We start from the raw sequence: 25,598 nt of genomic DNA, 5'->3' as shown, positions 1-25,598 counted from the left end.
TATCTACTACTCCAAATTAAGCGCGGAATTGTTTAATCAGTTCAATAAAGTGGTCAAACAGCGGTGCTGCATCGTGTGGGCCTGGGCTCGCTTCTGGGTGACCTTGGAAGCTGAATGCAGGTTTGTCCGTACGATGAATCCCTTGCAGTGAGCCATCAAACAGCGATTTGTGAGTTGCACGCAGGTTGTCAGGTAGGGTCGCTTCATCAGCGGCAAAACCGTGGTTTTGCGAGGTGATCATCACCACACCGCGATCCAAATCTTTCACTGGGTGGTTTGCACCATGGTGGCCGAACTTCATTTTTACTGTTTTCGCGCCGGAGGCGAGTGCCAGAATTTGGTGACCTAGACAGATCCCAAAAACAGGAATGTTTTTCTCAAGGAAAACGCGTGTGGCTTCAATCGCATAAGTACATGGCTCTGGGTCGCCTGGGCCATTGGATAGAAACACACCGTCTGGATTAAGGGCGAGCACTTCTTCTGCTGAGGTTTGCGCCGGTACCACAGTTAAGCGGCAGCCACGATCCACCAACATACGTAGGATGTTACGCTTCGCGCCAAAATCGTAAGCCACAACATGGTAAGGCAGATCGCAGTCTGCTTTCGCTTCAGGTAGGCCGCCTTCTAGCGTCCATGAGCCTTGTTTCCACGCATACGCTTCTTTGGTAGAAACCACTTTCGCGAGATCCATGCCTTTCAGGCCAGGGAACTCTTTCGCTTTTGCCAGTGCTAATGCTTCATCCAGATTATCGCCCGCCATGATGCAGCCGTTCTGTGCACCTTTCTCACGCAAGATACGAGTCAGTTTACGGGTATCAATGTCAGCAATACCGACAATGTTTTGTGACTTGAGATAATCAGAGAGGGATTGTTCACTGCGGAAGTTGGAAGCGATAAGAGGGAGATCGCGAATCACAAGGCCTTGAGCATGAATCGCTGTGGATTCTTCGTCTTCGGAATTGGTTCCGGTATTGCCAATGTGAGGATAAGTAAGAGTAACGATTTGCTGGGAATAAGAAGGATCAGTGAGGATTTCTTGGTACCCCGTCATCGAGGTATTGAAAACGACTTCTCCAACGGAAATACCATCTGCCCCGATGGACACTCCGCGGAACACTGTCCCATCTTCCAGGACTAACAGTGCTGATTTACTCAAGACAACCTCCAGAATAAAAATGCATAAAAAATAAATTATTTTGCAAATTCGTCTTCCTACTAGCCACTAAAACATGCATTAGGATGCTATAGACAAATTGGCGATATTCTAGGGATGTGATCGGAGGCTGTCAACACAAGCCTAAAAATTTAATTTATCTTTACGAGACTCTGATGGATTTATTCATCAAAACCATCAAAAAAACATCTTTACTCAGTCATTCCTGTCTATTCATCCCCCACTCGGTGAGAAAGAACATTTTAAAAATGGAAACAGGTGGCAAAAAAACAACCACACATAAAGCAATCGTTAACAGGTCAAGTTTCCAATCACAAATGGAGCAAAAAACACAAAATACATACGAAGCACCCAAAAAACAAAGAAAATAAGCGTAGCTTTCACTAAAAATGGATGAGAAGATTTTTAATCAAGTTTTAAGGATAAAAAAAACGCCAGCTGTTCGCTGGCGCATAATTATGTATTTAGAGATCATTCAATCCGAGCACATCGGTCATGGTGTAGAAACCGGCGGGTTGCTCCGCCAGCCAAATGGCAGCTTTCACAGCACCATTAGCAAAGGTCATTCGATCGGTGGCTTTGTGGGTAATCTCGACTCGCTCACCAATATCGGCGAACATAGCAGTATGTTCACCGATAATGTCTCCCGCACGAATCGTGGCAAAACCAATTTCATTGCGTGAACGTTCACCGGTGATTCCTTCTCGCGCATATACCGCGACATCACTCAGTTGGTTGCCCATCGCATGAGCGATAGCCTCTCCCATCCCAATTGCCGTACCAGAAGGGGCATCGACTTTATGGCGATGATGAGCTTCAACAATCTCGATATCGCAGTAATCTCCCATCACCTTGGCCGCTTTTTCCAGCAGTTTAAACACCAAGTTCACGCCAACGCTGTAGTTGGGTGCCATGACAATCGGAATCTTCTTTGCTGCTTGTTCAATGGCTTGGCGCTGAGCATCGGTAAAGCCCGTTGTGCCAATCACCAGTTTCTTACCATGCTGCTCACACAAGGCTAAGTTAGCCAAGGTGCTGACTGGCGCGGTGAAATCAATAATCACATCAAACTGTTCAACGGCTTGCTCTAGGTTATCGACTAAAACAATGCCCTGTTTACCGATACCGCACAGCTCGCCAACATCGACACCCACTAATGAGGATTCTGGACGCTCAGAGCCTGCACCCAATTCGGAAAGCGGATTCTGGTGCGTTGCTTTTACCAGATTGCGCCCCATACGTCCTGCGGCACCCGCAATCGCAATTCTAACCATCTTGCTGTCTCCATTCTCCACTGCCTTCAGGCAGTTCCAATTTGTAGACTTAAACTACCAACTATCTTCCACTCTGGCTAGCCTGACAACTTTACCGAGTGAGGAAAAATCCACTTAACCAAACTGAGCAATGACCTGCTGGAGTACAGGCTCATTCGCTTCAGGAAAACGGTAGTTAGCTAAATCTGCAATCTTCACCCAACATCCTTGCTGTCCCTCACGGCCATAGGGTTGATTGTCAAAAGCAGTAACCAACATAAAATCAAAGCTCAATGATTTATCTGTGTAGTCATAATCAAAGTGTTGGAATGGCTGTTGCTCCGTCACGGTAATGCCGATCTCTTCTTCAAGCTCGCGAACCATGGCTTGCTCAATATTCTCACCCACTTCGACTTTACCACCGGGAAACTCCCAGAACCCACCTTTATGAAGATGATCTGGACGCTTAGTGATGTAAATTTCGCTCTGGTCTGGATTAAAAATGATCCCTGCAACAATATGGATTCGTTTCAAGGTGTCGCTCCTGTGTTTCTAGCTGACGTATGTTTCAGTTGTAAAAAGAGTCGCCATAGCGACTCTTTTATTTAATAAGGTGAAACAGGTTTAGTTAATTTGTCCGTGACACTGTTTGTATTTTTTACCGCTACCGCATGGGCAAGGTTCGTTACGCCCCACTTTACGCTCATCACGCACCATCGGCTGGTTCGATTCTTCTTGCTCAATCTCATCAGCGCTTGCGTGTTGCGCATGAGCATGACGAGCAGCCTCTTCAGCTTGAGCCCGGCGCTGAGCTTCCATACGCTCCACTTCTTCTTGCTGCTGAACGCGAACTTTTGACAAGACAGTGATCACATCTGATTTGAGTGATTCAAGTAACTCTTCAAACAACTCAAACGATTCACGCTTGTACTCTTGTTTCGGATTCTTCTGCGCGTAGCCACGTAGATGAATACCTTGACGCAAGTGATCCATCGCTGCCAAATGCTCCTTCCAAAGAGTATCAAGTGTTTGCAGCATCACCGATTTTTCAAAGTTACGCATAACCGCTGGACTAACCGCTTGCTCTTTGGCTTTGTAAACCTCAACCGCTTGCTCAATAATGCGCTCGCGTAGCGCTTCTTCATACAGCTTGTTGTCAGCATCTAACCAAGATTGGATCGGCAGAGGCAGATCGAAATCGTTCTTCAGACGATCTTCCAATCCTTTGATATCCCACATATCTTCCAGAGATTGTGGCGGAATGTATTCATCCATTACCGCATTCAGCACATCTTCGCGGTTTTGCGCAATCATGTCGCTGATATCATCTGCGCTCATCAGCTCATCACGCAGTTCATAAACCACTTTACGCTGATCGTTCGCCACATCATCATACTCAAGCAATTGCTTACGAATATCGAAGTTACGGCCTTCCACTTTGCGCTGCGCTTTTTCGATCGAGCGAGAGAGCATTTTTGACTCAATCGCTTCGCCTTCATCCATACCACTTTGGATCAATGCCGCCATACGATCAGAGGTGAAAATACGCAGTAACGTATCTTCCATTGAGAGATAGAAACGTGAAGAACCTGCATCACCTTGACGACCAGAACGACCACGTAACTGGTTATCGATACGGCGAGATTCGTGACGCTCAGTACCAATGATGTGTAAGCCGCCAGCTTGCAATACTTGATCGTGCACTTGCTTCCATTCAGCTTTAATTTCATTGATTTGATCTTGGGTTGGGTTTTCCAGCTTCTCCACTTTCGCTTGCCAGCTACCACCTAACACGATATCTGTACCACGACCCGCCATGTTGGTTGCGATAGTCACCGCACTGGGTTTACCTGCTTCGGCAACAATTTCCGCTTCTTTTTCGTGGAACTTCGCGTTCAGAACATTGTGTTTAATGCCTGCTTTTTTCAGAGCATTAGAGAGTAGCTCTGATTTTTCAATCGAAACGGTACCCACCAGCACAGGCTGGCCTTTTTCAACACGGAGTTTGATATCTTCAATGATGGCGGCAAACTTTTCTGCTTCAGAACGATACACCACATCTGGCATATCGTTACGCACCATAGGTTTGTTGGTTGGGATCACCACCGTTTCCAAACCGTAGATTTGTTGGAATTCAAACGCTTCGGTATCAGCAGTACCCGTCATACCGGATAGTTTTTCATACAAACGGAAGTAGTTTTGGAAAGTGATCGAAGCCAGCGTTTGGTTTTCGTTCTGGATCTTCACCCCTTCTTTCGCTTCCACCGCTTGGTGCAGACCGTCAGACCAGCGACGCCCCGGCATGGTACGGCCGGTGTGTTCATCGACGATCACCACTTCACCATCTGGTGTCACGATGTAATCAACGTTCTTTTCAAACAGCACATGCGCACGCAGTGCTGCGTTCACATGGTGTAACAAGCTAATATTAGCCGGAGAATAAAGCGTATCCCCCTCTTGCATCATGCCGTTTTTCACCAGCAGTTCTTCCACGAACTCTTGGCCTGTTTCGGTTAGGTGTACCTGCTTGGATTTTTCATCAACCGTAAAGTGGCCGTCACCGCGGTACTCTTCAGAATCTTCTTTATCTTGCTTTTCCAGTTGTGGGATCAGCTTGTTGATACGGATATAGAGATCAGAGCTGTCTTCTGCAGGACCTGAAATAATCAGTGGGGTACGCGCTTCGTCGATTAGGATCGAATCCACTTCATCGACTACCGCAAAGAAGCGAGCACGTTGCACGCGATCTTCAGGGCGGAATGCCATGTTATCGCGCAGGTAGTCAAAACCAAATTCGTTGTTGGTTCCGTAAAGAATATCGGCTTGGTAAGCCTCTTTCTTGGCTGGCTGTGGCATGTTTGGAATATTCACACCCACCGTCATACCTAGAAATTCAAATAGAGGTCGGTTAGTTTCAGCGTCACGTTTAGCCAAGTAGTCGTTAACCGTAACAATATGCACACCTTTACCCGGTAAGGCATTCAGATAAGCAGCCAGCGTTGCGGTTAAGGTTTTACCTTCACCCGTACGCATCTCAGCAATTTGGCCACCGTGCAACACCATACCGCCTATCAGCTGTACATCAAAATGGCGCATACCAAACACACGCTTAGAGGCTTCACGAACGGTCGCGAAAGCTTCTGGCAGAAGTTGGTCTAGGTTTTCACCCTGTTCAATACGTTGACGGAATTCTACTGTTTTGGCTTTTAGCTCTTCATCGGAGAGAACTTCAAAGGCAGGTTCGTAGTTATTAATCTCTTTTACAATCTTGCGTAAACGGCGCAGTGTGCGGTCATTGCGACTGCCAATCACCTTTGTCAGTAGCTTAGTTATCATTTCTTGTGAATCTCTCTGTGCTAAATCGCTGTCTATCGACCTTGGAATGTCTTTAGTCTCTACCTATTTTCAACTAAGGGTACTGAGATAAGTCATCTGTGTGAGATATTGTGATGACGGCGTTTATTTTCAAGGCATGCTGTTAATTAAGTGCCGCCTAGTTTAAGGAATTTTCGTCTTAACAACCAAGGTTCTCTACGATTTGTTGAATACGAGCTTACGGTTTTGTGCACTAAGCCCAATGTTTACAAGGTTTCTCGTGATTTTTAATTCATCTCAGCAAACTAAGATGTACGTTTCGATGCGCCAAGAAGCACGTTAGAATAGCGTCATACCAGACAAAGGAGAATCCGATGCGTGATCACCGCCCTACCGCTACCGATGAGTTGATTCAGGCATCCAAACTCAAGCAGATCCAAGAACATGCGAAAGCGATTTTGCAGATCAATCGTCAGTTACAAGAAATCCTACCCAAAGGCTTAAAAACCCAAGTGCGCGCTGCAAATGTACGAGGGGGAAATTTGGTACTTGAAGCCGCGAGTGCAGCACTTAAAATGAAAGTGGATTATGAGCGTTTACATATTTTGACTCAGTTACGGCAAAACGGGTTTGGCCATTTGATCAGCATCGAAGTACGAGTCAACCCAGAGCTGTATCGGCAAACTAAACTACCTTCGGAAGATGCCTCGGCGGCAAATCCTCGCCCACCCTTATCTGAGAATGCCGCTCATGTACTGCTCGCGATTGCCGATCAAGCCTCAGATAAAGTCAAAAAACGCTTACAGAGCTTAGCGCGTTTAGCCAAAGCAAATCAGAAAGACGATTGAGCAGGTTACACTTATCGAATAGCATTTAAATGCCATTGAGTTTAATGGAAAAAATAAAGCCAGACATCAGTCTGGCTTTATTATGATTGTTCTTTCTAAATGGCTTACGCGAGTACCATGTTAGGCTCAGCAAAAGCTACAGGGGAACCCACTTCTTCTTCGAAGGTTGCCCATTCCCATGCTTCTTGATCGGCCAATACCGCACGCAGCAGTTGGTTATTCAAACCGTGACCTGATTTGTAGGCACGGAACTCACCAACAATCGCATGACCAGACATGTACAAGTCACCAATCGCATCCAATACTTTGTGGGTCACAAATTCGTTATCGAAACGCAGTCCTTCTTCATTCAGGATACGGTAATCATCCAGCACGATCGCGCAATCAAAGCTACCACCTAAGCAAAGGTTTTGTGATTGCAGATATTCGATATCACGCATAAAACCAAAGGTACGCGCACGAGAGATTTCTTTCACAAACCCTTGTGAAGAGAAATCAAACACAAGGCGTTGGTCATCGCCATCAATCGCTGGGTGGTTGAACTCAATTTCGAAATCCATACGGAAGCCGTTAAATGGAACAAATTCCGCCCACTTATCGCCATCTTCAATGCGTACAGGTTTCTTGATACGGATGAAGCGTTTTGGTGCATTCAACGTTTCAATACCTGCTTGTTGTAGCAGATAAACAAATGGACTTGCACTGCCATCCATAATGGGGATTTCGGGTGCGTCCACTTCGATAATCGCGTTATCGATCCCCATCCCTGCTAAAGCAGCATTAAGATGCTCTACGGTAGAGATACGAATACCTTGGTCATTGACCAGAGCCGTGCAGAGCATGGTGTCACGCACAGAAGCCGGATCGGCTGGGAAATCAACCGGTGGGTTGACGTCAGTACGACGATATACAATCCCCGTATTGGCTGCGGCCGGGCGAAGAGTCAGCGTAACTTTACGACCAGAGTGTAAGCCCACCCCAGTTGTTTTCACTATTTCTTTCAGAGTACGTTGTCTGATCATCTAGTTGCCTCGATTTATTTAGCCACAATGAACGGCCGGCACAACACCGACCGACATCCTACCAGAATTCTGAACACTGTCAAATTACGCTGATATTTTAGTCAGCTTGACGTCTCAGGAAAGCCGGAATATCAAGATATCCGCTCTCTTTTTCTGGCTTTGGCGCGACACTCTGACTTGCCGAAGAGTGTGATGGCGCTGCTGCTGGTTGAGTTTTCACTTCAACTCTTTCATGCAAAGGCTGAGCCACTTTTTCTTCCACTCGAGAGGCAACTGGAGCCGATACTGCAGCCACTTTAGCTTTACCACCTGCTACTAACGTAATATCAGGTTTTTTCTCGGTGCCGATACCCGTAGCCACTACGGTTACACGAATTTCATCAGCCATATCTGGATCTAACGAAGTACCGATCACTACGGTTGCATTGTCAGAAGCAAAGGCTTTAACAGTATTGCCGACAGTTTCGAATTCATCCAGTCGCATATCTAAACCTGCAGTAATGTTCACAAGAACACCACGCGCACCAGCGAGATCGATGTCTTCCAGCAGCGGGCTAGAAATCGCCATTTCAGCAGCTTCTTCCGCGCGATCTTCACCTCTTGCAACACCGCTACCCATCATGGCATGACCCATTTCCGACATCACAGTACGCACGTCCGCAAAGTCGACGTTAATCATGCCTGGGCGAGTAATCAGTTCAGCGATGCCTTGCACTGCATTTTTAAGTACGTTGTTCGCGCTCGCAAAGGCTTCCAGTAACGTGATACCACGACCCAATACTTTGAGCAGTTTTTCGTTTGGAATCGTGATCAGTGAATCAACGTGCTTAGACAGCTCTTCAATTCCCTGCTCAGCAAAAGCCAAACGCTTTTTGCCTTCAAAGCTGAAAGGTTTAGTTACTACAGCAACCGTCAAAATGCCCAGCTCTTTTGCCACTTCGGCAATCACTGGTGCAGCTCCGGTTCCTGTACCGCCACCCATACCTGCTGCGATAAACACCATATCGGCACCAGTAAGGAATTCTTTAATGCGTTCTTTATCTTCTAGTGCTGCATCACGCCCCACTTGTGGGTTAGCGCCCGCACCTAGACCTTTAGTGATATTGCCACCAATCTGAATGACAGTACCAACGCTTGTTTTGCGCAGTGCCTGAGCATCGGTATTGATACTCATGAATTCCACACCTTCGATGGATTCACGCACCATGTGTTCAACAGCGTTACCGCCGCCACCACCTACTCCAACGACTTTGATTACCGCATCGTCAGACATTTCCATCATCGGTTCAAACATGTGTTATCTCCGTTTTTCCTGTCTCTCAGGTTAAAACTCTTTTTGTATCCAGTTGCGCAAGCGGCCTATCCAACCTGTCATTGACGGTCGTTTGGGTTCTTGATATTCAGTATCGTCGCTGATTTGACTATCTCTTGCGTAATGAAGTAATCCCACTGCCGTAGAATGATACGGCTCTTTTACGTAGTCGGTAAGGCCACTCACTTCCAGCGGCTTACCTACCCTAACTTGATTGCGGAATACGCGTTCTGCGCATGCCACTAAACCTTCAATTTGTGCTGCACCACCAGTGAGCACAACACCGGCAGCCAAATGATGCTTGATACCTTCTTTACGTAAGGACTCTTGCACCGAATCCACCGTTTGGTTAACCAAACCCATTAGCTCAGTGTAGCGAGGCTCAATCACTTCCGACAAGGTTTGTCGCTGTAAACTTCGCGACGGGCGTCCACCAACACTGGGAACATTAACCGTATCGTCTTTGCTGACTAACTCACTCAACGCACAACCATATTTAACTTTGATCTCTTCCGCATCACTAACTGGCGTACCAAAGGCAAACGCGATATCGCTAGTAACGGCATTTCCTGCGTAGGAAAAGACCTCGGTGTAACGTAACGCTCCGCCAGTCCAGATTGCGATATCCATGGTGCCTGCGCCGATATCAACCACACAGACACCCAGTTCACGCTCATCTTCGGTAATTACAGCATTACTTGCAGCTAAACCGGAATAGACTAATTGTTCAACTTTTAGTCCACAGCGCTCAACCGCTTTGATAATGTTTCTTGCCATATCATTATGACAAGTGATCAGGTGCACACTCACTTCCATGCGAACCCCAGACAAGCCGAGCGGATTCTTGATGCCTTCCTGATAATCTATGGTGAATTCTTGCGGAATCACATGCAGAATACGCTGTTCTTCACCAATTTTGATCGATTTCGCTGTATGGATCGCGCGATCCATATCTTCTTGGGAAACTTCTTCATCTGAAATCGTCCCCATTCCTTTCTCAATACGGCTGGCAATATGCCGCCCAGAAATCGAAAGGAATACTTGGCTGATTTTACACTCAGCCATCATCTCTGCTTGATCAATCGCACGTTGAACCGATTTCACTACAGATTCAAGGTCGTTCACGCCGCCTTTATCCATCCCACGGGATGGGCTACTACCCGCGCCAATAATATTGATCTGACCATCAGGGAGTATTTCACCCACGAGAGCGGAGACGGTGGCAGTGCCTATGTCTAGACCAACAATAATGTTGTCATCGGCAGTCTTAGTCATCGTTTTTCTCTTGTGTTAACTCTTGTTCAGGGAACCAACCCACCGCGGCTCCAGTATCATACCTGAGGTCGATATAGCTGATTTGTTCAGCTTTATTACCTAATTGTTTGTAGAGCAAAAAGAAGCGCGATATTCGTTCTTCTAATGACTCTTTCCCCAATTCCAGACGAATACCATTGTCGAGAATAATTTGCCAAGCTCGTCGGTCATTTAATACTAATGAAGAGATATTTAAACCTAGCTGAGCAAATTTCGGGTTGTAATCTCGCCATGCTTTTAATACTTGCGGCGCAGTGCCATCAGGCCCATATAATTTAACGTGTTCGCCTTTAACTTGCGCAATATCACCGTAAAATACTGTGCCATTTTTATCTAATAACGCATTCGCATTCCATAATGCTTCGACCTGATATTCGGTTAAATAGACTTTAATCGTATCTGGCCACTGTTTCCTTATCGATGCATGTGATACCCATGGAATCGACTGCACACTCTCTTGCAGAACATTAATATCTTGCGACATAAATGTCCCGATATGATCCAAGCGCGCTAATACTCGTTGCACATCGAGGGAGGAAACATATTGTAAGTCACCCTGTAAAACGAGTTTCGAGAGGGGAAGACGTTGTTCGTCCCACATCCAACTGATCGTCGAATACAGCAAACCACCTATCAGCAATAGCACCACCAGAAAAAAACTCGCACCACAGGCATGTTGTTTCACTTGTGGTGAGCGGGTGATTCTACGGCCTTCTAAAAGTACCTTGTTGATCAAAGCCCGGTGTTCCTGTTAACGACTGGCAATTTGATTCCCTATTTCGTTGCGTCATAGAGGTAAAAGCAATGACTTTAACCTCCGGATTATACTGAGGTGATCCAAAGTATCAAATACCCAACATCAGAAATCTGGGCTTGATACCAAGGAATTCACCAATGAGACAACCTTTAGCTTGCTTTATATCTGCTGCATGTTCGCAATATTGAGCTCAAGCGCCGCTAAATGTCTTGCTACTTTCCCGACATCACCGGCACCTTGCGTCAATACTAAGTCACCCTCTTGCAAGATATTGGCAAGTACAGCAGGTAAAGTTTGGCTATCCGGCACAAAGATCGGGTCAATTTTGCCTCGGCTACGAATTGTACGACACAAGGATCGCCCATCAGCACCAGCAATTGGTTTTTCACCGGCTGAATAGACATCCAGCATGATCAGCACATCGACTTGCTCAAGTACGTTGGCAAAATCATCATACAGATCGCGCGTTCGAGTGTAACGATGCGGCTGGAAAATCATCACTAAACGTTTTTCAGCCCAGCCATTACGCGCCGCTTTAATCGTCACATCCACTTCGGTTGGGTGGTGACCGTAATCATCCACCAGCATTGCCACTCCATTGCCAGTTTCAAACTCACCTAGATGATCAAAACGACGGCCAGTGCCTTGGGTATTGGCCATAGCACGTAAAATCGCTTCATCGCTGATGTCATCTTCGGTCGCAACCGCAATAGCCGCTGATGCATTAAGTGCATTATGACGCCCAGGAATATTCAATGTGATATCTAAATTCGCTTTGCCTTTACGTACCACGGTAAATTGGCCCTGCTGACCATTCTGGCGGTAATTTTCAATACGCACGTCGGCATCTTCTGAGAATCCATAAGTGATCACTTGGCGGCTAACACGCGGAATAAGCTCACGAATCACCGGATCATCAATACACAAAATCGCTTGGCCGTAAAAAGGCAGGTTATGCAGAAAGTCGATAAAGGTCTGTTTAAGGTTTTCAAAATCGCCGCCGTAAGTATCCATATGATCGGCTTCGATATTGGTGACAATGGTCACCATAGGTTGCAGATGCAGGAATGACGCATCACTCTCATCTGCTTCAGCGATCAAAATACGGCTAGAACCTAAGCGCGCATTGGTGCCAGCACTTTTTACCAAACCGCCATTCACAAAGGTAGGATCCAATCCCGCTTCAGAATAAATCTGTGTCACCAGTGCCGTGGTAGTGGTTTTGCCATGGGTTCCGGCGACTGCGATACCGTGACGAAAACGCATCAGTTCAGCCAGCATTTCGGCGCGGCGTACAATCGGGATGCGCTTTTCACGTGCAGCTTGGATTTCAGGATTCTGTTCATTGATGGCGGTGGAAACCACCACTACGCTGGCACGTTCGATATTCTGCGCTTCATGGCCAATAAAAATCGTCGCACCTTTTTCCGCTAATCGCTCAGTGACTGGATTTGCCGCTAAGTCGGAACCTGAAATTTGGTAGCCTTCGTTGAGCAGCACTTCGGCAATCCCGCTCATTCCTGCCCCACCGATACCAATAAAGTGGATCGCTTTAACACGGCGCATCTCCGGCACCATAGCGCGAATTTGGGCAAGATCTTGAGTGTGTTTAATCGTCATAATTCTGTTCTCGTTATTCTGTAATGGCGATGATCGCTTGCGCCACCACCTTGTCAGCATCTAATTTGGCAGCTTGGCGCGCCTGCTGTGCCATAGACAATAATTGTGTTCGATCGAGTTGGCGTACCATTTGAGCGAGCTTTTCCACGCTCAAATCGGGCTGTTCAATCATTTTGGCGGCTCCACAGGCCACTAAATGATCAGCGTTGAGTGCTTGCTGGCGATCTTTATGCATGAAAGGGATAAAAATTGCACCGACTCCCGCTGCCGACACTTCAGAAACCGTCAATGCACCTGAACGACAAATCAGTAAGTCCGCCCAGCTATAGGCCTCTGCCACATCGTCGATAAATTCGGTAACTTGTGCGTCCACAACATCAGCTGCCGCATAAGCCTCTGCGACTTCTTGTTGGCTGTTTTTTCCTGCTTGATGACGGATTTCATACCCCTCACCTAGCGCTGCCATTACCGCTGGCATAGTTTGATTCAAAATGCGAGCGCCTTGGCTACCGCCCATCACCAAAATTCGGATCGCACCACTACGCTGCGCAAAACGTTGCTCTGGCTCGTCAAGTTGCACCACATCTTGACGTACTGGGTTACCCACTACAGGCGCGTCAGTGAATGCTCCTGGGAACGCTTGAAACACACGGCGAGCAATTTTTGCCAACCATTGATTGGTTAAACCCGCAACGGCATTTTGTTCATGCAGCACCACGGGAATACCCAGTAGCCAAGCGGCAATACCACCAGGACCACTCACATAGCCGCCCATACCGAGTACCGCATCAGGCTGATAAGCCAGTAAATGGCGGCGCGCTTGCAAAATCGCATTCACAATTTGGAACGGCGCTTTGAGCAAACGCATAAATCCTTGACCACGCAGCCCTTTGACCTGAATAAAGTCAATCTCAATGCCGTGTTTAGGAACCAAGTCCGCTTCCATTCGGTCAGCCGTTCCCAACCAACGAATTTGCCAGCCTTGTTGCTGTAGTTGTTTCGCCACGGCTAAACCGGGAAACACGTGACCGCCAGTACCTCCGGCCATCACCATTAATTTTTTATTCTTGTTCATCAACTGTGATTTCTTCTGGTGTGTGGCGATCCGCTAAACGGCATTCATGATCGATACGCAGTAAAATCGACACCGCCACTGACATAATAATTAAACTAGAACCACCGTAACTGATCAGCGGTAGCGTTAGACCTTTAGTCGGAACCATACCTGCCGCTGCACCAACGTTAACCAAGGTTTGGAAAGCAAACCAAATACCAATACCAAACGCGAGATAACCGCCAAACTGCTGATCATGTTGGAAGGCTTTCTTACCAATAAAAATGGCTTTCAGTACCAAGCTAAAAATCAACACCAGCACTAATACCACGCCAACAAAACCGAGTTCTTCGGCCAATACGGCAAACACAAAGTCGGTGTGCGCTTCGGGTAAGTATTCGAGCTTTTGAATCGAATTGCCCAAGCCTTGCCCAAACCATTCACCACGGCCAAACGCCATCAAAGATTGAGTGAGCTGATAGCCACTGCCGAACGGATCTTCCCATGGGTCAAGAAAGGAAGTCACACGACGAATACGATAGGGTTCTGCAGCAATCAAGGCGACCACCGCCAGTACGCCTGCGACCATTAATGCCAAAAACTGGGAGAGTTTCGCACCTGCGATAAACAACATGCCAAACAGCGTGACCAACATTACGATCACCGTTCCCAAGTCTGGCTGCCCAAGCAGCAATACGGCGAGCGTACCAAACACCATGATCGGTTTTAAAAATCCGCCAAAAAACGTCTGACGAACTTCGTCATGTTTGCGCACCAAATAACCAGACATGAAAATAAATAGTGACAGCTTGGCCACTTCCGCAGGTTGAAGGTTAAACAACCCTAACGGGATCCAACGTGATGCACCGTTCACCGATTTACCCGCTACCAGCACCACAACCAACAAAAAAAAGGAGATCCCGAGTAGCAGTGAGCTGTATTTCATCCAACGCTCTAACGGAACCTGCAGTACCAAACTGGAGGTGACAAGAGCCAATAGTAGAAAGATGGCGTGACGGAACATAAAGTGGAAAGGTTGATCAGTCAGGCGAGAGCTGATTGGAAAAGAAGCAGATGTCACCATTACGAGACCAATCAGCATCAAGCCAAACGCAATCCAGACCAATTGGCGGTCAAACAGAGCCTCTGGCGAAGCCGAGCTCAGCCAGTGGCGAAGTTTTGTAAAAGGTCTGGATAAAAACAAGCTGAACTACCTGTTGTTAGGCGTATTGCCGAGCGAGTTGGGCAAAAATATCCCCACGCGCCATAAAATTTTTGAATTGATCAAAGCTCGCACAAGCAGGAGAAAGCAGAACCATATCGCCGCTTTTCAACTGTGGACGAATCGAGCGAATAATGCTCTCCATCGAGTCATAAAAACGAGCTGAAGGGTGCAGCGACATAAACTTGTCACCATCCACACCAAAACAGCACAACTGCACAGGCAATGTCGCCAAGATCGGAGCAAGTGGTGAGAAATCAGCACCTTTACCAACCCCACCGACCAGTAAATAGAGTTGCCCTTCGATTTTAAGACCTGACAGAGCCGCCTGCGTACTTGCTACGTTGGTCGCTTTAGAATCATTGACCCATTTAATACCGTGATTATCGGCAACCACTTGGCAGCGGTGTGTCAAACCCGTGTAAGACTTCAGTGCATCCAAAGCTAAACGGCTGCTTACTCCTGCTGAATCAAGCAAAGCCAACACAGTCAGTACGTTTGCCACGTTATGACGGCCAACCAAACTCAGCTCAGCACACGCCATCACGGCTTCATCGCGTGCAAAGAGATATTCACGACCTTGATGTTCCGCTACGCTAAATTGTGCAGCTTGCTCAACACCAAACGTCACCACTTGCAGATGCGCCGCATGATCAGGAAACGTCTGCACATCATCGGCATTCACCACTGCGGTTTCGGCATGATCGAAAATGCGCAGTTTGGCTTGGCGGTAGTCCTCCATCCCCTGATAGCGATCCATGTGATCTTCAGACAGATTGAGAAACGCAGCGGCTTTCAGTTTTAAGCTAGAGGTGGTTTCAAGTTGGAAACTCGATAGCTCAAGCACATACAGTTCAACTTCTGGAGAAATCAAATCCAGTGCAGGCACACCAATGTTGCCACCTACCGCGGCTTTCACTCCTGCTGCCTTGGCCAGTACACCACTCAAATCGGTTACGGTACTTTTGCCATTCGAGCCAGTGATTGCGATGACGGGCTTATCCACATGCCATGCAAACAGCTCAATATCACCGACCACGGAAATGCCAGCCGCAAGCACTTGTTGAATCTCAGCAGTCGCCAACGCAATGCCCGGATTGGTGACCACCAAATCGGCACTGAGTAACCACTCAAGATTCCAACCGCCACAATGCAGTGCTACTTCAGCTGGAAGCTGCTCTTGCCCCGGTGGCGTTGCACGAGTATCAATGACCTGAATAGTCACTGACGGATGATATTTTCGCAGATAATTAACGACAGAGAGCCCGGTAATCCCGAGCCCTACGACGACCACATGCTGTATGCCTTGCCAACGGTCCATTGAAATTTACATCCTTAATCCACTTAGCGTACTTTGAGTGTCGCTAAGCCAATCAATACTAAAACGATAGAGATGATCCAAAAACGCACGATCACGCGTGGTTCTGGCCAGCCTTTTAATTCGTAGTGATGGTGAATCGGTGCCATACGGAAGATGCGTTGTCCACGCAGCTTGTAAGAACCGACTTGCAAAATCACTGATAGGGTTTCCATCACGAACACACCGCCCATGATCACTAACACGAACTCTTGGCGAACCAGTACCGCGATAGTGCCTAACGCACCACCTAATGCCAACGCGCCAACATCACCCATAAACACTTGAGCAGGGTAAGTGTTAAACCACAAGAAGCCTAAGCCTGCACCAACCATCGCGGTACACACCACGACCAGTTCAGAAGTATGTGGGATATAAGGAATGTGCAGATAGTTGGCAAAATTAACGTTGCCAGTTGCCCATGCAATGACCGCAAAACCAGCAGACACCAACACAGTCGGCATAATCGCCAAACCATCTAGACCATCGGTCAAGTTCACCGCGTTACTGGTTCCGACAATCACAAAATAGGTCAACACGATGTACATCAAGCCCAGTTGTGGCATCACGTCTTTAAAGAAAGGCACCACTAGCTGCGTTGCCGCGGTATCTTGACCATGGGCATAGAGCGCAAAAGCAACCACTAAAGCAATCGCAGATTGCCAGAAGTATTTCCAACGCGCGATCAAGCCATCGGTATTTTTGCGTACCACTTTGCGGTAATCATCCACAAAACCAACCGCACCGTAACCGAGCAGTACCGCAAGCACAGCCCAAACATAAGGGTTAGTCAGATCGGCCCACAACAGCACAGTAATGGTGATGGCGGCGAGGATCATCACGCCGCCCATGGTCGGAGTACCACGTTTACTAAAGTGAGATTCTGGCCCTTCATTACGTACAACTTGGCCGATCTGCAACATCTGCAAGCGTCTGATCATACGTGGCCCCATCCACAACGAAATCCCAAGCGCAGTCAGGATGCTGACGATAGCGCGAAATGAGAGATATTCGAATAGACGGAAAAACGAAAAATATGGCTGGAGCAGTTCAGCAAGCCAAATAATCATGCAAATTTCTCCTTGAGAGCAGCCGCAATCTTACTCATCCCTGCACTGTTGGCACCTTTCACCAACAATACTTGAGCGCGACCCTGTTGTTGTTCTATGTGCTGCTCAATAAATGTCATCATGTCCTGATGGGTAGCAAAGTGATGCCCTTGGCAAAGGTCGCTGATCACTTTTGCGTCCTTGCCATACGTCAGGACAAACTCAAAACTGAATGGTGCAGCATGTTCACCGACTTGTTGGTGAAGTGCAAGGCTTTCATCACCTAACTCCGCCATATTGCCCAAAATTAACCAACGTACTGCTGAAAAGCTGCCCAACAGGTCCACTGCGGCTTTCATGGCCGGCACACTGGCGTTGTAGCTGTCATCAATCAGAGTGATATCGTCACGCAGGTGAGTCAGATCAACTCGGCCTTTCACTTTGGATAAATGCGCCAAACCGTGAGCAATTTCCGCCAAGCTTGCGCCCATTTCCAGTGATAACGCCGCCGCCGCCAAAGCATTGGCTACGTTGTGTTGACCAATAATACCCAACTCAACGTCCACTTCACCGATTGGCATTACCAAAGTAAAACTAGCCACACCGAGCGCATTTAACCGCACATCGCGTGGATAAAAGTCAGCATTGTGATCGGTCGCGGAAAATGTTTTCACGGTTTTGTCAGCCAGAACTGTTTTCCAGTGCTCGCCACCATTACTATCTAGGTTCACAATCGCGACCGCACCTTCGCGTAAGCCTTGGTAAATTTCGCCTTTGGCACGTTTAACACCTTCAATCGAACCAAAACCTTCCAAGTGCGCGGCGGCCACGTTATTGACTAACGCCACATCCGGTTTAACCAAAGCCGTGGTGTAGGCAATCTCACCAATATGATTGGCACCGAGCTCAATCACCGCATAATCATCTTCGACGGTTGAACGCAGCAAAGTCAGTGGAACGCCGATGTCGTTATTGAAGTTCCCTTGGGTATACAGCACTTGGCCTTTTTGGCTTAAAATGCTCGCCACCATCTCTTTTACCGTGGTTTTGCCACAACTTCCGGTGATCGCCACAGTGGGTGTTTGGCACTGAGCATGTACCCAAGCCCCCAGTTGACCTAAGGCTTGTTTGGTATCGGCAACAACCAGTTGTGAACAGTCTGCATCGAGCTCACGCTCAACCAACAGCGCCACTGCGCCACCGGTTACCGCTTGAGAAGCAAAATCGTGCGCATCAAAACGCTCACCGACCAAGGCAACAAACAGCGCTTCGGCGGGAATAGTACGACTGTCCGTCGATACGGCGCTGATCGCGCGATCGGCGCCGATTAAGCGAGCATTCAATACCGAACAAAGCTGTGAAAGCATTACGCGGATCATGGGTGTAACTCCAGTAACTGTTGGGCGGTTTCCCGATCCGAGTAGTGAATCGTTTCGTTGGCCAGCACCTGATAATCTTCATGTCCTTTGCCCGCGAGCAGGATGATATCTTGCGCTCCTGCATGTTGGAGCGCATAACTCGCGGCTTGAAAACGTTGATGTTCGATATGAGCGCGTGCAGGGTGAATCAGTCCTGCCACCATATCCGCCACAATCGCTTGCGGCGATTCACTGCGCGGATTGTCATCGGTCAGGATCACCCGATCAGCAAACTGCTCGGCAATCGCGGCCATCATCGGGCGCTTACCACGGTCGCGATCGCCACCACAACCCACAATCGCCCACAACTGACCAACACAATGCACACGTAACGCGCGCAACGCTTTTTCTAATGCATCAGGTGTGTGTGCATAATCGACCACTATTTTGGCTTTGTGCTCACGTTGGAACAGCTCCATTCGCCCTAATACTGGACGCAGCTTTGGCGCAGTGGCGAGCAGTGCACTTTTCTCAAAACCCAAGCTGAGCAAGGTTGCGAATGCGAGCAATAAGTTACAGGCGTTAAACTCGCCAATAAGTGGCGCGTGCAGTTCGCCTTCACCCCATGAGCTGTCAAAATCCAGCGTGATGCCGCTTTCGGCGTATGCCACTTGACGCGCCCAAATGGCTTGCGCCGTATCCGGTTTCGCGACCAAGGAAACCCCGATCGCCTGCGGCAGCTGTTTGACCCATTGCGCGCCGACCGCATCATCGACATTAATAATCGCGTTTTGGCAGGCATGCTCGCTAAATAGGGAGAGTTTCGCAGCCGCGTAGGCCTCCATCGTGCCGTGATAATCCAAATGGTCACGACTCAAATTGGAAAAGACACCGGCCACAAAATGGAGCTTTTTCACTCGCCCTTGCACTAAACCATGAGACGAGGTTTCCAGCGCCGTATATTGCGCGCCGCGTTCAGCTAAATCGCTCAGTGTGGCTTGAATTTGCAACGCATTGCCTGTGGTATTGGCCGCAGGTTCAAGCGCATTTAAAAAACCGTTCCCCGTGGTACCCATCACTGCTGCCTTATGGCCTAGCAATTCTAGCCACTGAGCAATCAGTTGTGTGATGGTCGTTTTACCATTGGTACCCGTTACGCCAATCAGTTGATTATGGTGGCCGCCATACAGACGTCCTGCCATTTCCGACAAATGCTGATCAAGCTCGCTCAAATACATCACAGGTACTGCTTCACGGTACTCAACCTGCCCATGAGCGTGGTGAGCATCCGCTTCTGCCAGCACGGCATTAGCACCTTGTGCGATGGCTTTATCAATAAATTGGCGACCATCGACCGCATGGCCTTGAATGGCAACAAAGGTATCACCGCTCTTAATCTGGCGGCTATCCAGTTCTAAATGAGTAATGACCAGAGACGCCAACTTAGGGTCAGTCAACTCTAGCCAAGGAGCGATCAGTTCGGAGAGCGCTGTCTGCGTGTTCATGTTTCATCTCACACTATTATTTGTTTTGGAAGCGGTTTTCATCCGGAGCAATATTGAGGATTTGTAATGCGCCTTTCATGATTTCCGAGAAAACCGGACCGGCCACTGCGCCGCCATAGTAAGAGTCGCCTTGCGGCTCGTTAACCATGACCACCAGTGAAATTCTTGGGTCGCTCACCGGAGCCACCCCTGCGGTATAGGCGAAATATTCATCACTATAACCACCCGCAATCGCTTTACGTGACGTACCAGATTTGGCCGCAATGCGATACCCCGGAACCGCCGCACGGGTTGCCGTACCGCCGGGTTGCGTCACCGTTTCCAACATTTCGAGCACTTGATTGACGTATTTAGCATCTACCACCTGGCGAGGTTCACCGAGCCGATTCCCTTCTACAACGTGAATCGGCTGATATTTGCCATGATTGCCTAACGTGGCATAGGCGTGAGCCAGTTGGATGGGTGTGATCGCCAAACCATAGCCAAACGACAAGGTCGCGATTTCAAACTGTGACCAGCGGCGACGGTTCGGGAAAATACCTAGCGTTTCGCCCACTAAGTTAAGCCCAGAGATTTCGCCCAAACCCACCGAGTTATACATGCCGAGTAAGGCTTCCAATGGCATTTCTAGAGCTAATTTAGCCACACCAATGTTGCTCGACTTTTTCAAAATCAGCGTGAGATCGGCTTTGCCAACCTTGGAGGTGTCACGCACGCGGCTACCGCCAATTTGCATGGTGCCATCCCCGGTATCGATGATGGTGTTCTTATCCGCAACACCATTAGCCAACGCGGCTAACACCACAAAAGGTTTCACCGTTGAACCGGGCTCAAATGCATCGGTGATCACGCGGTTACGCATTTTAAAACTTTGCCAGTCACTGCGATTATTCGGGTTGTAAGAAGGCGCATTGACCATCGCCAGCACAGCCCCCGTTTTCACATCCAACATCACCGCCGATGCCGAGGTCGCGCGGTAATCCGCCATTGCCTGTTTCACGGCGCGAAAAGCGATCGCCTGCAAGCGTTGGTCTATAGTGAGCTGAATGGGTTTACCCTCTTCACGCTCTTCTAGGGCAATGTTTTCCACCACTCGCCCAAACTTATCTTTACGCGTTACGCTTTTGCCTGACTCGCCAGTGAGCGTGCTATCAAAACTGCGCTCTACCCCTTCAAGACCATGGCCGTCAATTCCGGTCACGCCAACTAAGTGTGCACTCACCTCACCTGCAGGATAATAGCGACGGGACTCTTCTTTTAGGCCAACGCCCGCTAATTTCAATTCGCGGATGTATTTCGCCATTGCCGGGCTCACCTGACGTTGCAGATAGATAAATCGCCGCGCACGGTTATCCTCGATTTTTTTCATCATTTCTTGACGATCCAAACCAAGCACATCGGCGAGTGCATACCAGCGTTCTTTCTCGACCAGTCCACCCTCTTTATAGATTGCCACAGGGTCAGCCCAGACAGCTTCGACAGGTACACTCACCGCTAATGCTTCACCATTACGATCGGAAATAATGCCGCGCGCTGATTGCAAGGTTTTGGCGCGAATCGAGCGTAAATCACCCTCTTTAATGAGGTTGTCAGGTTCAATGATTTGGATATATGCCACCCGTGCGACCAAAGCACAGAAAGCGGTTAACACAAAAAACAACAGTAAATAAAAACGCCAGCGGATAAAAATGGGCGCAGGTTCTGCCGTGGTGACACGGGGAGACACACGAGAGGATTTGGCAGGGGTAGCTTTCTTCTTCATTTAAGATTGATCACGACTTCTTTGTCTGAATCCGGACGCTTCATCTCCAGATCTTGTCTAGCCAATTGTTGTACTCGGCTGTGCTCAGCCAAAGCGGTTTCTTCCAAAATCAGGTTACGCCACTCGTTATCGAGCCGTTCACGCTCCATAAAGGCTTGGTCTTTCTCGCTGATCGCCTGCCTTGTATGGTGAGTCATAAATACCACGCCCATCGCACAGCTGAAAATCAGCACCAAAATCAGCAAAGGCACCCGACCTACGGTCAGTAGATCGAGAGCAATTAATTTTGCAAGGTTCGGTGGAGACTGACGAGGCATCATAACCCTCTACAGTTTTTCAGCCACACGCAGCACTGAACTGCGTGAACGCGGGTTGAGTTCAACTTCTTGATCCGAGGGCTTGAGTGCCTTACCCACGGTTTTCATTTTGGCACTACCCAACGCGCGAATTTGATCTTGGGTCAACGGAATACCGTGCGGCACTTGCGGGCCTTGGCTCTCTTTACGCATAAAGCGTTTCACCATGCGATCTTCCAGTGAATGGAAACTGATCACAGACAAACGGCCTTGTGGAGCCAGAATGTCAGAAGCGCCGCGCAATGCGGTATCAATCTCTTCTAATTCACTGTTGATGTAGATCCGAAAAGCCTGAAAAGCGCGGGTGGCAGGGTGCTTTTTCTCTTTAAAACTCTTAGGTGCCGCATCGGAGATGAGTTTTGCTAACTGGCTGGTACGCGTCAAGGGCTCGTTAAGCTCGTTTTCCCGATATTCGACAATGGCTTTGGCAATTCTGCGCGCATGTTTATCTTCACCAAACTCGCGAATGACCCAAGTGATGTCATCCAAGTCGGCTTGTGCCAACCACGCGGAAACTGGCATACCACTGGTTGGATCCATGCGCATGTCGAGTGGACCATCTTTCATAAAACTAAAACCGCGCTCGGCATCATCCAACTGCGGTGAAGAAACGCCGAGATCGAACAACACTCCATCGACTTTACCCACCAGATCATAACGCTGTGCGTATTCCGCAATGCCCGAGAAAGGGCCATGGACGATGGTAAAACGCGGATCATCAATCTTCTGCGCTTCAGCAATGGCTTGTGGATCACGGTCAATGCTGTACAGACGACCTTCTGGGCCTAACTGAGCGAGAATGGTGCGACTGTGACCACCGCGGCCAAAGGTGCCATCGATGTAGATACCATCCGGCTTGATCGCCAATCCTTCAATCGATTCGTTCAGTAGTACAGAGATGTGTTGGAAAGATGCAGTCATGATTTTCTCGTTGTGCTGGGCATGCCCGTCATATGGGTTAGTGTACCGATTTCAGACACTACCGCTAGCCATAAGCGTATACAGGACGTGACTTTGCGCTAAGTTTAATGGTTTTGCTACGACCTGAGTCAGCAAAAAGCAAAAAACCCACCATAACACAAGGCTATGATGGGTCTGCAATAGGTGGAGTCGACGTATAAGCCGGGTTCTGTTCCGCTTGCGCGGTAGTAGCCATTCCTCTAGGCCAGCAATCACTCACTGGCTCAAGCAACCTACCCGCCTCCTAACGCGAGCAACGCTATGTGGAGGCCTATTTGGTCTTGCTCCGGGTGGAGTTTACCCTGCTACGAACTGTTGCCAGCCGCACGGTGCGCTCTTACCGCACCCTTTCACCCTTACCTGATCCTATCCCGAAGGAGAGGCCATCGGCGGTTTGCTCTCTGTTGCACTTGTCGTAGGCTTGCGCCCCCCAGGCGTTACCTGGCACCCTGCTCTATGGAGCCCGGACTTTCCTCCCCCTTATCAGTCTCCCTGGCGATAGGCCAAGGGACGTCAATAAGGCAGCGACTACCCAGTCAACTCCGCGGCGGATTGTAGCGAGAAGTGTGAGCAGAGTCCAGAAACAATCGGCCAGTGAGTCAAATCTCGGTTTGACTGCTTACTTTGCATTCAATTAGGAATCAAAGACGAAAAAAAACCGCTGCAAGCAGCGGTTTCTTCAATCAAACACTGTTTAACCAAACCAGTGGATCAGAAATTACTTTTTCTTTTTCGCTTTTGCATTTGGCAGGTCAGTGATGGTGCCTTCGAATACTTCAGCAGCCAGACCAACAGACTCATGCAGAGTTGGGTGCGCATGGATGGTCAGTGCGATGTCTTCTGCATCACAGCCCATCTCGATCGCCAGACCGATTTCACCCAGCAGTTCACCACCGTTAGTACCTACGATAGCACCACCGATCACACGATGAGTCTCTTTATCGAAGATCAGCTTAGTCATACCGTCTGCACAGTCAGAAGCAATCGCACGGCCAGAGGCTGCCCATGGGAAAGTAGCAACTTCATAGTTGATGCCTTCTGCTTTTGCTTCTTTTTCTGTCTTACCAACCCAAGCAACTTCTGGCTCAGTGTAAGCGATTGATGGGATCACTTTGGGATCGAAGTAGTGCTTCTTACCAGAGATCACTTCTGCCGCTACGTGGCCTTCATGCACGCCTTTATGTGCCAGCATTGGTTGACCCACGATGTCACCGATCGCGAAGATGTGCGGAACGTTAGTGCGCATTTGCTTATCCACGCGGATAAAGCCACGCTCGTCCACTTCCAGACCCGCTTTCTCAGCATCCAGCAGTTTACCGTTTGGTACACGGCCAATCGCAACCAGAACCGCATCGTAACGCTCAGCTTGTGCTGGTGCGCTCTTACCTTCCATTGAAACGTAGATACCATCTTCTTTCGCTTCAACGGCGGTCACTTTGGTTTCAAGCATCAGGTTGAACTTATCTTTGATGCGTTTGGTATAGACTTTAACCATATCTTTATCCGCAGCAGGAATAAGCTGGTCAAACATCTCGACCACATCAATTTTAGAACCCAGTGAGTGATAAACGGTCGCCATTTCCAGACCGATGATACCGCCGCCCATGATCAGCAGTTTTCCAGGCACTTCTTTCAGTTCCAACGCATCGGTTGAATCCCAAATACGTGGGTCTTCATGCGGAATGAATGGCAGTTTGATTGGACGAGAACCTGCGGCAACGATCGCGTTATCGAAAGTTACGACAGTTTTGCCCTCTTCGCCTTCCACTTCAATAGTGTTCGGGCCAGTGAATTTACCGTAGCCGTTGACTACGTTCACTTTACGCATTTTTGCCATACCAGCCAGACCACCGGTAAGCTGATTGATCACTTTTTCTTTCCACAGACGAACTTTGTCGATGTCTGTTTTTGGCTCGCCAAACACAATACCGTGCTCAGTCAGCGCTTTAGCTTCTTCAATCACTTTTGCAACGTGCAGCAGGGCTTTAGAAGGAATACAACCAACGTTCAGACACACACCACCTAGCGTGTTGTAACGTTCGATGATGACGGTATCCAGACCTAAGTCTGCACAGCGGAATGCGGCGGAGTAACCAGCAGGACCGGCACCAAGCACCACGACTTGGGCTTTAATTTCTTTGCTCATTTCGACCTCTTGTAGTCAATATCCCTAACAGGCTGATGGGTGTTCTATCTAGTTGTTTTATTTACAAACGAATCAAAAACGAATGTTTCAAATCAAGCATGTAAAACGATTACTTTCAGACCGCAACAGTTTACAGAGATGTTAATGGTGTGAAAAGTAAATCCATGTAGCCTGTGAGCTAGACAACAATTCAACGGAAAAATCGGTTTCAACG

21 protein-coding genes and 1 other RNA gene are annotated in these 25,598 nt (G+C 48.4%); 2 read left to right on the top strand and 20 right to left on the bottom strand.

All coding sequences use genetic code 11. The features are described 5' to 3' along the window. Positions 1 to 16: 16 nt before the first annotated feature. Complete coding sequence (gene carA, locus EPB59_RS01610) at positions 17 to 1,156, bottom strand: glutamine-hydrolyzing carbamoyl-phosphate synthase small subunit (RefSeq protein WP_148519642.1); 1,140 nt, start codon at positions 1,154 to 1,156, stop codon at positions 17 to 19. A 173-nt stretch (positions 1,157 to 1,329) separates the two neighbouring features. Between carA and EPB59_RS01605 the strand changes: the two genes are divergently transcribed. Then, a complete protein-coding gene (locus EPB59_RS01605) occupies positions 1,330 to 1,545 on the top strand; it encodes a 1-deoxy-D-xylulose 5-phosphate reductoisomerase (RefSeq protein WP_154171403.1) in 216 nt (71 codons plus the stop codon). A gap of 93 nt (positions 1,546 to 1,638) precedes the next feature. Here EPB59_RS01605 and dapB read toward each other — a convergent pair whose 3' ends face one another. The 3 genes from dapB to secA all read right to left on the bottom strand — a co-directional run bounded on the left by dapB (position 1,639) and on the right by secA (position 5,763). Further along, positions 1,639 to 2,448, bottom strand: a complete 810-nt coding sequence (gene dapB / locus EPB59_RS01600; RefSeq protein WP_154171402.1) for a 4-hydroxy-tetrahydrodipicolinate reductase — start codon at positions 2,446 to 2,448, stop codon at positions 1,639 to 1,641. A gap of 114 nt (positions 2,449 to 2,562) precedes the next feature. Beyond that, positions 2,563 to 2,961, bottom strand: a complete 399-nt coding sequence (gene mutT / locus EPB59_RS01595; RefSeq protein ID WP_154171401.1) for an 8-oxo-dGTP diphosphatase MutT — start codon at positions 2,959 to 2,961, stop codon at positions 2,563 to 2,565. Positions 2,962 to 3,051: 90 nt separating this feature from the next. Then, the gene (secA, locus tag EPB59_RS01590; RefSeq protein ID WP_154171400.1) at positions 3,052 to 5,763 is read right to left on the bottom strand and encodes a preprotein translocase subunit SecA; all 2,712 of its coding nucleotides are present in this window, start codon (positions 5,761 to 5,763) and stop codon (positions 3,052 to 3,054) included. A gap of 353 nt (positions 5,764 to 6,116) precedes the next feature. Here secA and EPB59_RS01585 point away from each other — a divergent pair, with 353 nt between their 5' ends. Then, on the top strand, positions 6,117 to 6,590 hold the full coding sequence (locus tag EPB59_RS01585) for a DUF721 domain-containing protein (protein ID WP_154171399.1): 474 nt from the start codon (positions 6,117 to 6,119) through the stop codon (positions 6,588 to 6,590). 104 nt (positions 6,591 to 6,694) lie between these two features. Here EPB59_RS01585 and lpxC read toward each other — a convergent pair whose 3' ends face one another. The 16 genes from lpxC to lpdA form a co-directional block, all read right to left on the bottom strand. Further along, a complete protein-coding gene (gene lpxC, locus EPB59_RS01580; RefSeq protein ID WP_154171398.1) occupies positions 6,695 to 7,612 on the bottom strand; it encodes a UDP-3-O-acyl-N-acetylglucosamine deacetylase in 918 nt (305 codons plus the stop codon). 97 nt (positions 7,613 to 7,709) lie between these two features. Then, on the bottom strand, positions 7,710 to 8,906 hold the full coding sequence (gene ftsZ, locus EPB59_RS01575) for a cell division protein FtsZ (protein WP_055051484.1): 1,197 nt from the start codon (positions 8,904 to 8,906) through the stop codon (positions 7,710 to 7,712). A 30-nt stretch (positions 8,907 to 8,936) separates the two neighbouring features. Next, positions 8,937 to 10,199: a cell division protein FtsA gene (gene ftsA / locus EPB59_RS01570; protein ID WP_055051485.1), complete on the bottom strand. Its 1,263-nt coding sequence runs from the start codon at positions 10,197 to 10,199 to the stop codon at positions 8,937 to 8,939. Continuing rightward, the gene (locus EPB59_RS01565) at positions 10,192 to 10,974 is read right to left on the bottom strand and encodes a cell division protein FtsQ/DivIB (protein ID WP_000608983.1); all 783 of its coding nucleotides are present in this window, start codon (positions 10,972 to 10,974) and stop codon (positions 10,192 to 10,194) included. Before EPB59_RS01565 ends, ftsA begins: the two co-directional genes overlap by 8 nt. A 180-nt stretch (positions 10,975 to 11,154) precedes the next feature. Then, positions 11,155 to 12,615 carry a UDP-N-acetylmuramate--L-alanine ligase gene (gene murC, locus EPB59_RS01560; protein ID WP_154171397.1) on the bottom strand — a complete coding sequence of 487 codons (1,461 nt, stop codon included), beginning with the start codon at positions 12,613 to 12,615 and terminating at the stop codon, positions 11,155 to 11,157. Positions 12,616 to 12,628: 13 nt separating this feature from the next. After that, entirely contained in the window at positions 12,629 to 13,690 is a 1,062-nt protein-coding gene (gene murG, locus EPB59_RS01555) for an undecaprenyldiphospho-muramoylpentapeptide beta-N-acetylglucosaminyltransferase (RefSeq protein ID WP_154171396.1), read from the bottom strand. Continuing rightward, complete coding sequence (ftsW, locus tag EPB59_RS01550; protein WP_032469982.1) at positions 13,677 to 14,873, bottom strand: cell division protein FtsW; 1,197 nt, start codon at positions 14,871 to 14,873, stop codon at positions 13,677 to 13,679. Before ftsW ends, murG begins: the two co-directional genes overlap by 14 nt. 16 nt (positions 14,874 to 14,889) lie before the next feature. After that, positions 14,890 to 16,212: a UDP-N-acetylmuramoyl-L-alanine--D-glutamate ligase gene (gene murD / locus EPB59_RS01545; RefSeq protein ID WP_154171395.1), complete on the bottom strand. Its 1,323-nt coding sequence runs from the start codon at positions 16,210 to 16,212 to the stop codon at positions 14,890 to 14,892. A gap of 23 nt (positions 16,213 to 16,235) precedes the next feature. Continuing rightward, on the bottom strand, positions 16,236 to 17,318 hold the full coding sequence (mraY, locus tag EPB59_RS01540) for a phospho-N-acetylmuramoyl-pentapeptide-transferase (RefSeq protein ID WP_055051489.1): 1,083 nt from the start codon (positions 17,316 to 17,318) through the stop codon (positions 16,236 to 16,238). Beyond that, positions 17,315 to 18,676 carry a UDP-N-acetylmuramoyl-tripeptide--D-alanyl-D-alanine ligase gene (locus EPB59_RS01535; RefSeq protein WP_154171394.1) on the bottom strand — a complete coding sequence of 454 codons (1,362 nt, stop codon included), beginning with the start codon at positions 18,674 to 18,676 and terminating at the stop codon, positions 17,315 to 17,317. The genes mraY and EPB59_RS01535 overlap by 4 nt, the downstream gene beginning before the upstream one ends. Further along, entirely contained in the window at positions 18,673 to 20,160 is a 1,488-nt protein-coding gene (gene murE, locus EPB59_RS01530; RefSeq protein ID WP_154171393.1) for a UDP-N-acetylmuramoyl-L-alanyl-D-glutamate--2,6-diaminopimelate ligase, read from the bottom strand. The genes EPB59_RS01535 and murE overlap by 4 nt, the downstream gene beginning before the upstream one ends. Before the next feature lie 16 nt (positions 20,161 to 20,176). Then, on the bottom strand, positions 20,177 to 21,922 hold the full coding sequence (locus EPB59_RS01525; RefSeq protein WP_055051492.1) for a penicillin-binding transpeptidase domain-containing protein: 1,746 nt from the start codon (positions 21,920 to 21,922) through the stop codon (positions 20,177 to 20,179). Further along, positions 21,919 to 22,239 (bottom strand): cell division protein FtsL, encoded by a 321-nt coding sequence (gene ftsL / locus EPB59_RS01520; protein ID WP_001137974.1) that lies wholly within the window; start codon positions 22,237 to 22,239, stop codon positions 21,919 to 21,921. Before ftsL ends, EPB59_RS01525 begins: the two co-directional genes overlap by 4 nt. 9 nt (positions 22,240 to 22,248) lie before the next feature. Next, positions 22,249 to 23,199: a 16S rRNA (cytosine(1402)-N(4))-methyltransferase RsmH gene (rsmH, locus tag EPB59_RS01515; RefSeq protein ID WP_000127221.1), complete on the bottom strand. Its 951-nt coding sequence runs from the start codon at positions 23,197 to 23,199 to the stop codon at positions 22,249 to 22,251. Positions 23,200 to 23,380: 181 nt separating this feature from the next. Beyond that, positions 23,381 to 23,782: RNase P RNA component class A (gene rnpB, locus EPB59_RS01510), an RNA gene on the bottom strand. A gap of 174 nt (positions 23,783 to 23,956) precedes the next feature. Then, positions 23,957 to 25,384, bottom strand: a complete 1,428-nt coding sequence (gene lpdA / locus EPB59_RS01505) for a dihydrolipoyl dehydrogenase (RefSeq protein ID WP_000031534.1) — start codon at positions 25,382 to 25,384, stop codon at positions 23,957 to 23,959. Between the last annotated feature and the right edge of the window lie 214 nt (positions 25,385 to 25,598).

This window comes from Vibrio metoecus (assembly GCF_009665255.1).
Classification (GTDB): Bacteria; Pseudomonadota; Gammaproteobacteria; order Enterobacterales; family Vibrionaceae; genus Vibrio; species Vibrio metoecus_B.
Note: the sequence above shows the minus strand (reverse complement) of the source record. Positions and strands in the feature narration are given on the sequence as shown.

Bases quoted from the DNA above. Each gene is read 5' to 3' on its own strand.
- EPB59_RS01605 (WP_154171403.1), top strand. From the start codon at position 1,330: ATGGATTTATTCATCAAAACCATCAAAAAAACATCTTTACTCAGTCAT.
- dapB (WP_154171402.1), bottom strand. From the start codon at position 2,448: ATGGTTAGAATTGCGATTGCGGGTGCCGCAGGACGTATGGGGCGCAAT.
- secA (WP_154171400.1), bottom strand. From the start codon at position 5,763: ATGATAACTAAGCTACTGACAAAGGTGATTGGCAGTCGCAATGACCGC.
- EPB59_RS01585 (WP_154171399.1), top strand. From the start codon at position 6,117: ATGCGTGATCACCGCCCTACCGCTACCGATGAGTTGATTCAGGCATCC.
- lpxC (WP_154171398.1), bottom strand. From the start codon at position 7,612: ATGATCAGACAACGTACTCTGAAAGAAATAGTGAAAACAACTGGGGTG.
- ftsZ (WP_055051484.1), bottom strand. From the start codon at position 8,906: ATGTTTGAACCGATGATGGAAATGTCTGACGATGCGGTAATCAAAGTC.
- ftsA (WP_055051485.1), bottom strand. From the start codon at position 10,199: ATGACTAAGACTGCCGATGACAACATTATTGTTGGTCTAGACATAGGC.
- murC (WP_154171397.1), bottom strand. From the start codon at position 12,615: ATGACGATTAAACACACTCAAGATCTTGCCCAAATTCGCGCTATGGTG.
- murG (WP_154171396.1), bottom strand. From the start codon at position 13,690: ATGAACAAGAATAAAAAATTAATGGTGATGGCCGGAGGTACTGGCGGT.
- murD (WP_154171395.1), bottom strand. From the start codon at position 16,212: ATGGACCGTTGGCAAGGCATACAGCATGTGGTCGTCGTAGGGCTCGGG.
- mraY (WP_055051489.1), bottom strand. From the start codon at position 17,318: ATGATTATTTGGCTTGCTGAACTGCTCCAGCCATATTTTTCGTTTTTC.
- EPB59_RS01535 (WP_154171394.1), bottom strand. From the start codon at position 18,676: ATGATCCGCGTAATGCTTTCACAGCTTTGTTCGGTATTGAATGCTCGC.
- murE (WP_154171393.1), bottom strand. From the start codon at position 20,160: ATGAACACGCAGACAGCGCTCTCCGAACTGATCGCTCCTTGGCTAGAG.
- EPB59_RS01525 (WP_055051492.1), bottom strand. From the start codon at position 21,922: ATGAAGAAGAAAGCTACCCCTGCCAAATCCTCTCGTGTGTCTCCCCGT.
- ftsL (WP_001137974.1), bottom strand. From the start codon at position 22,239: ATGCCTCGTCAGTCTCCACCGAACCTTGCAAAATTAATTGCTCTCGAT.
- rsmH (WP_000127221.1), bottom strand. From the start codon at position 23,199: ATGACTGCATCTTTCCAACACATCTCTGTACTACTGAACGAATCGATT.
- lpdA (WP_000031534.1), bottom strand. From the start codon at position 25,384: ATGAGCAAAGAAATTAAAGCCCAAGTCGTGGTGCTTGGTGCCGGTCCT.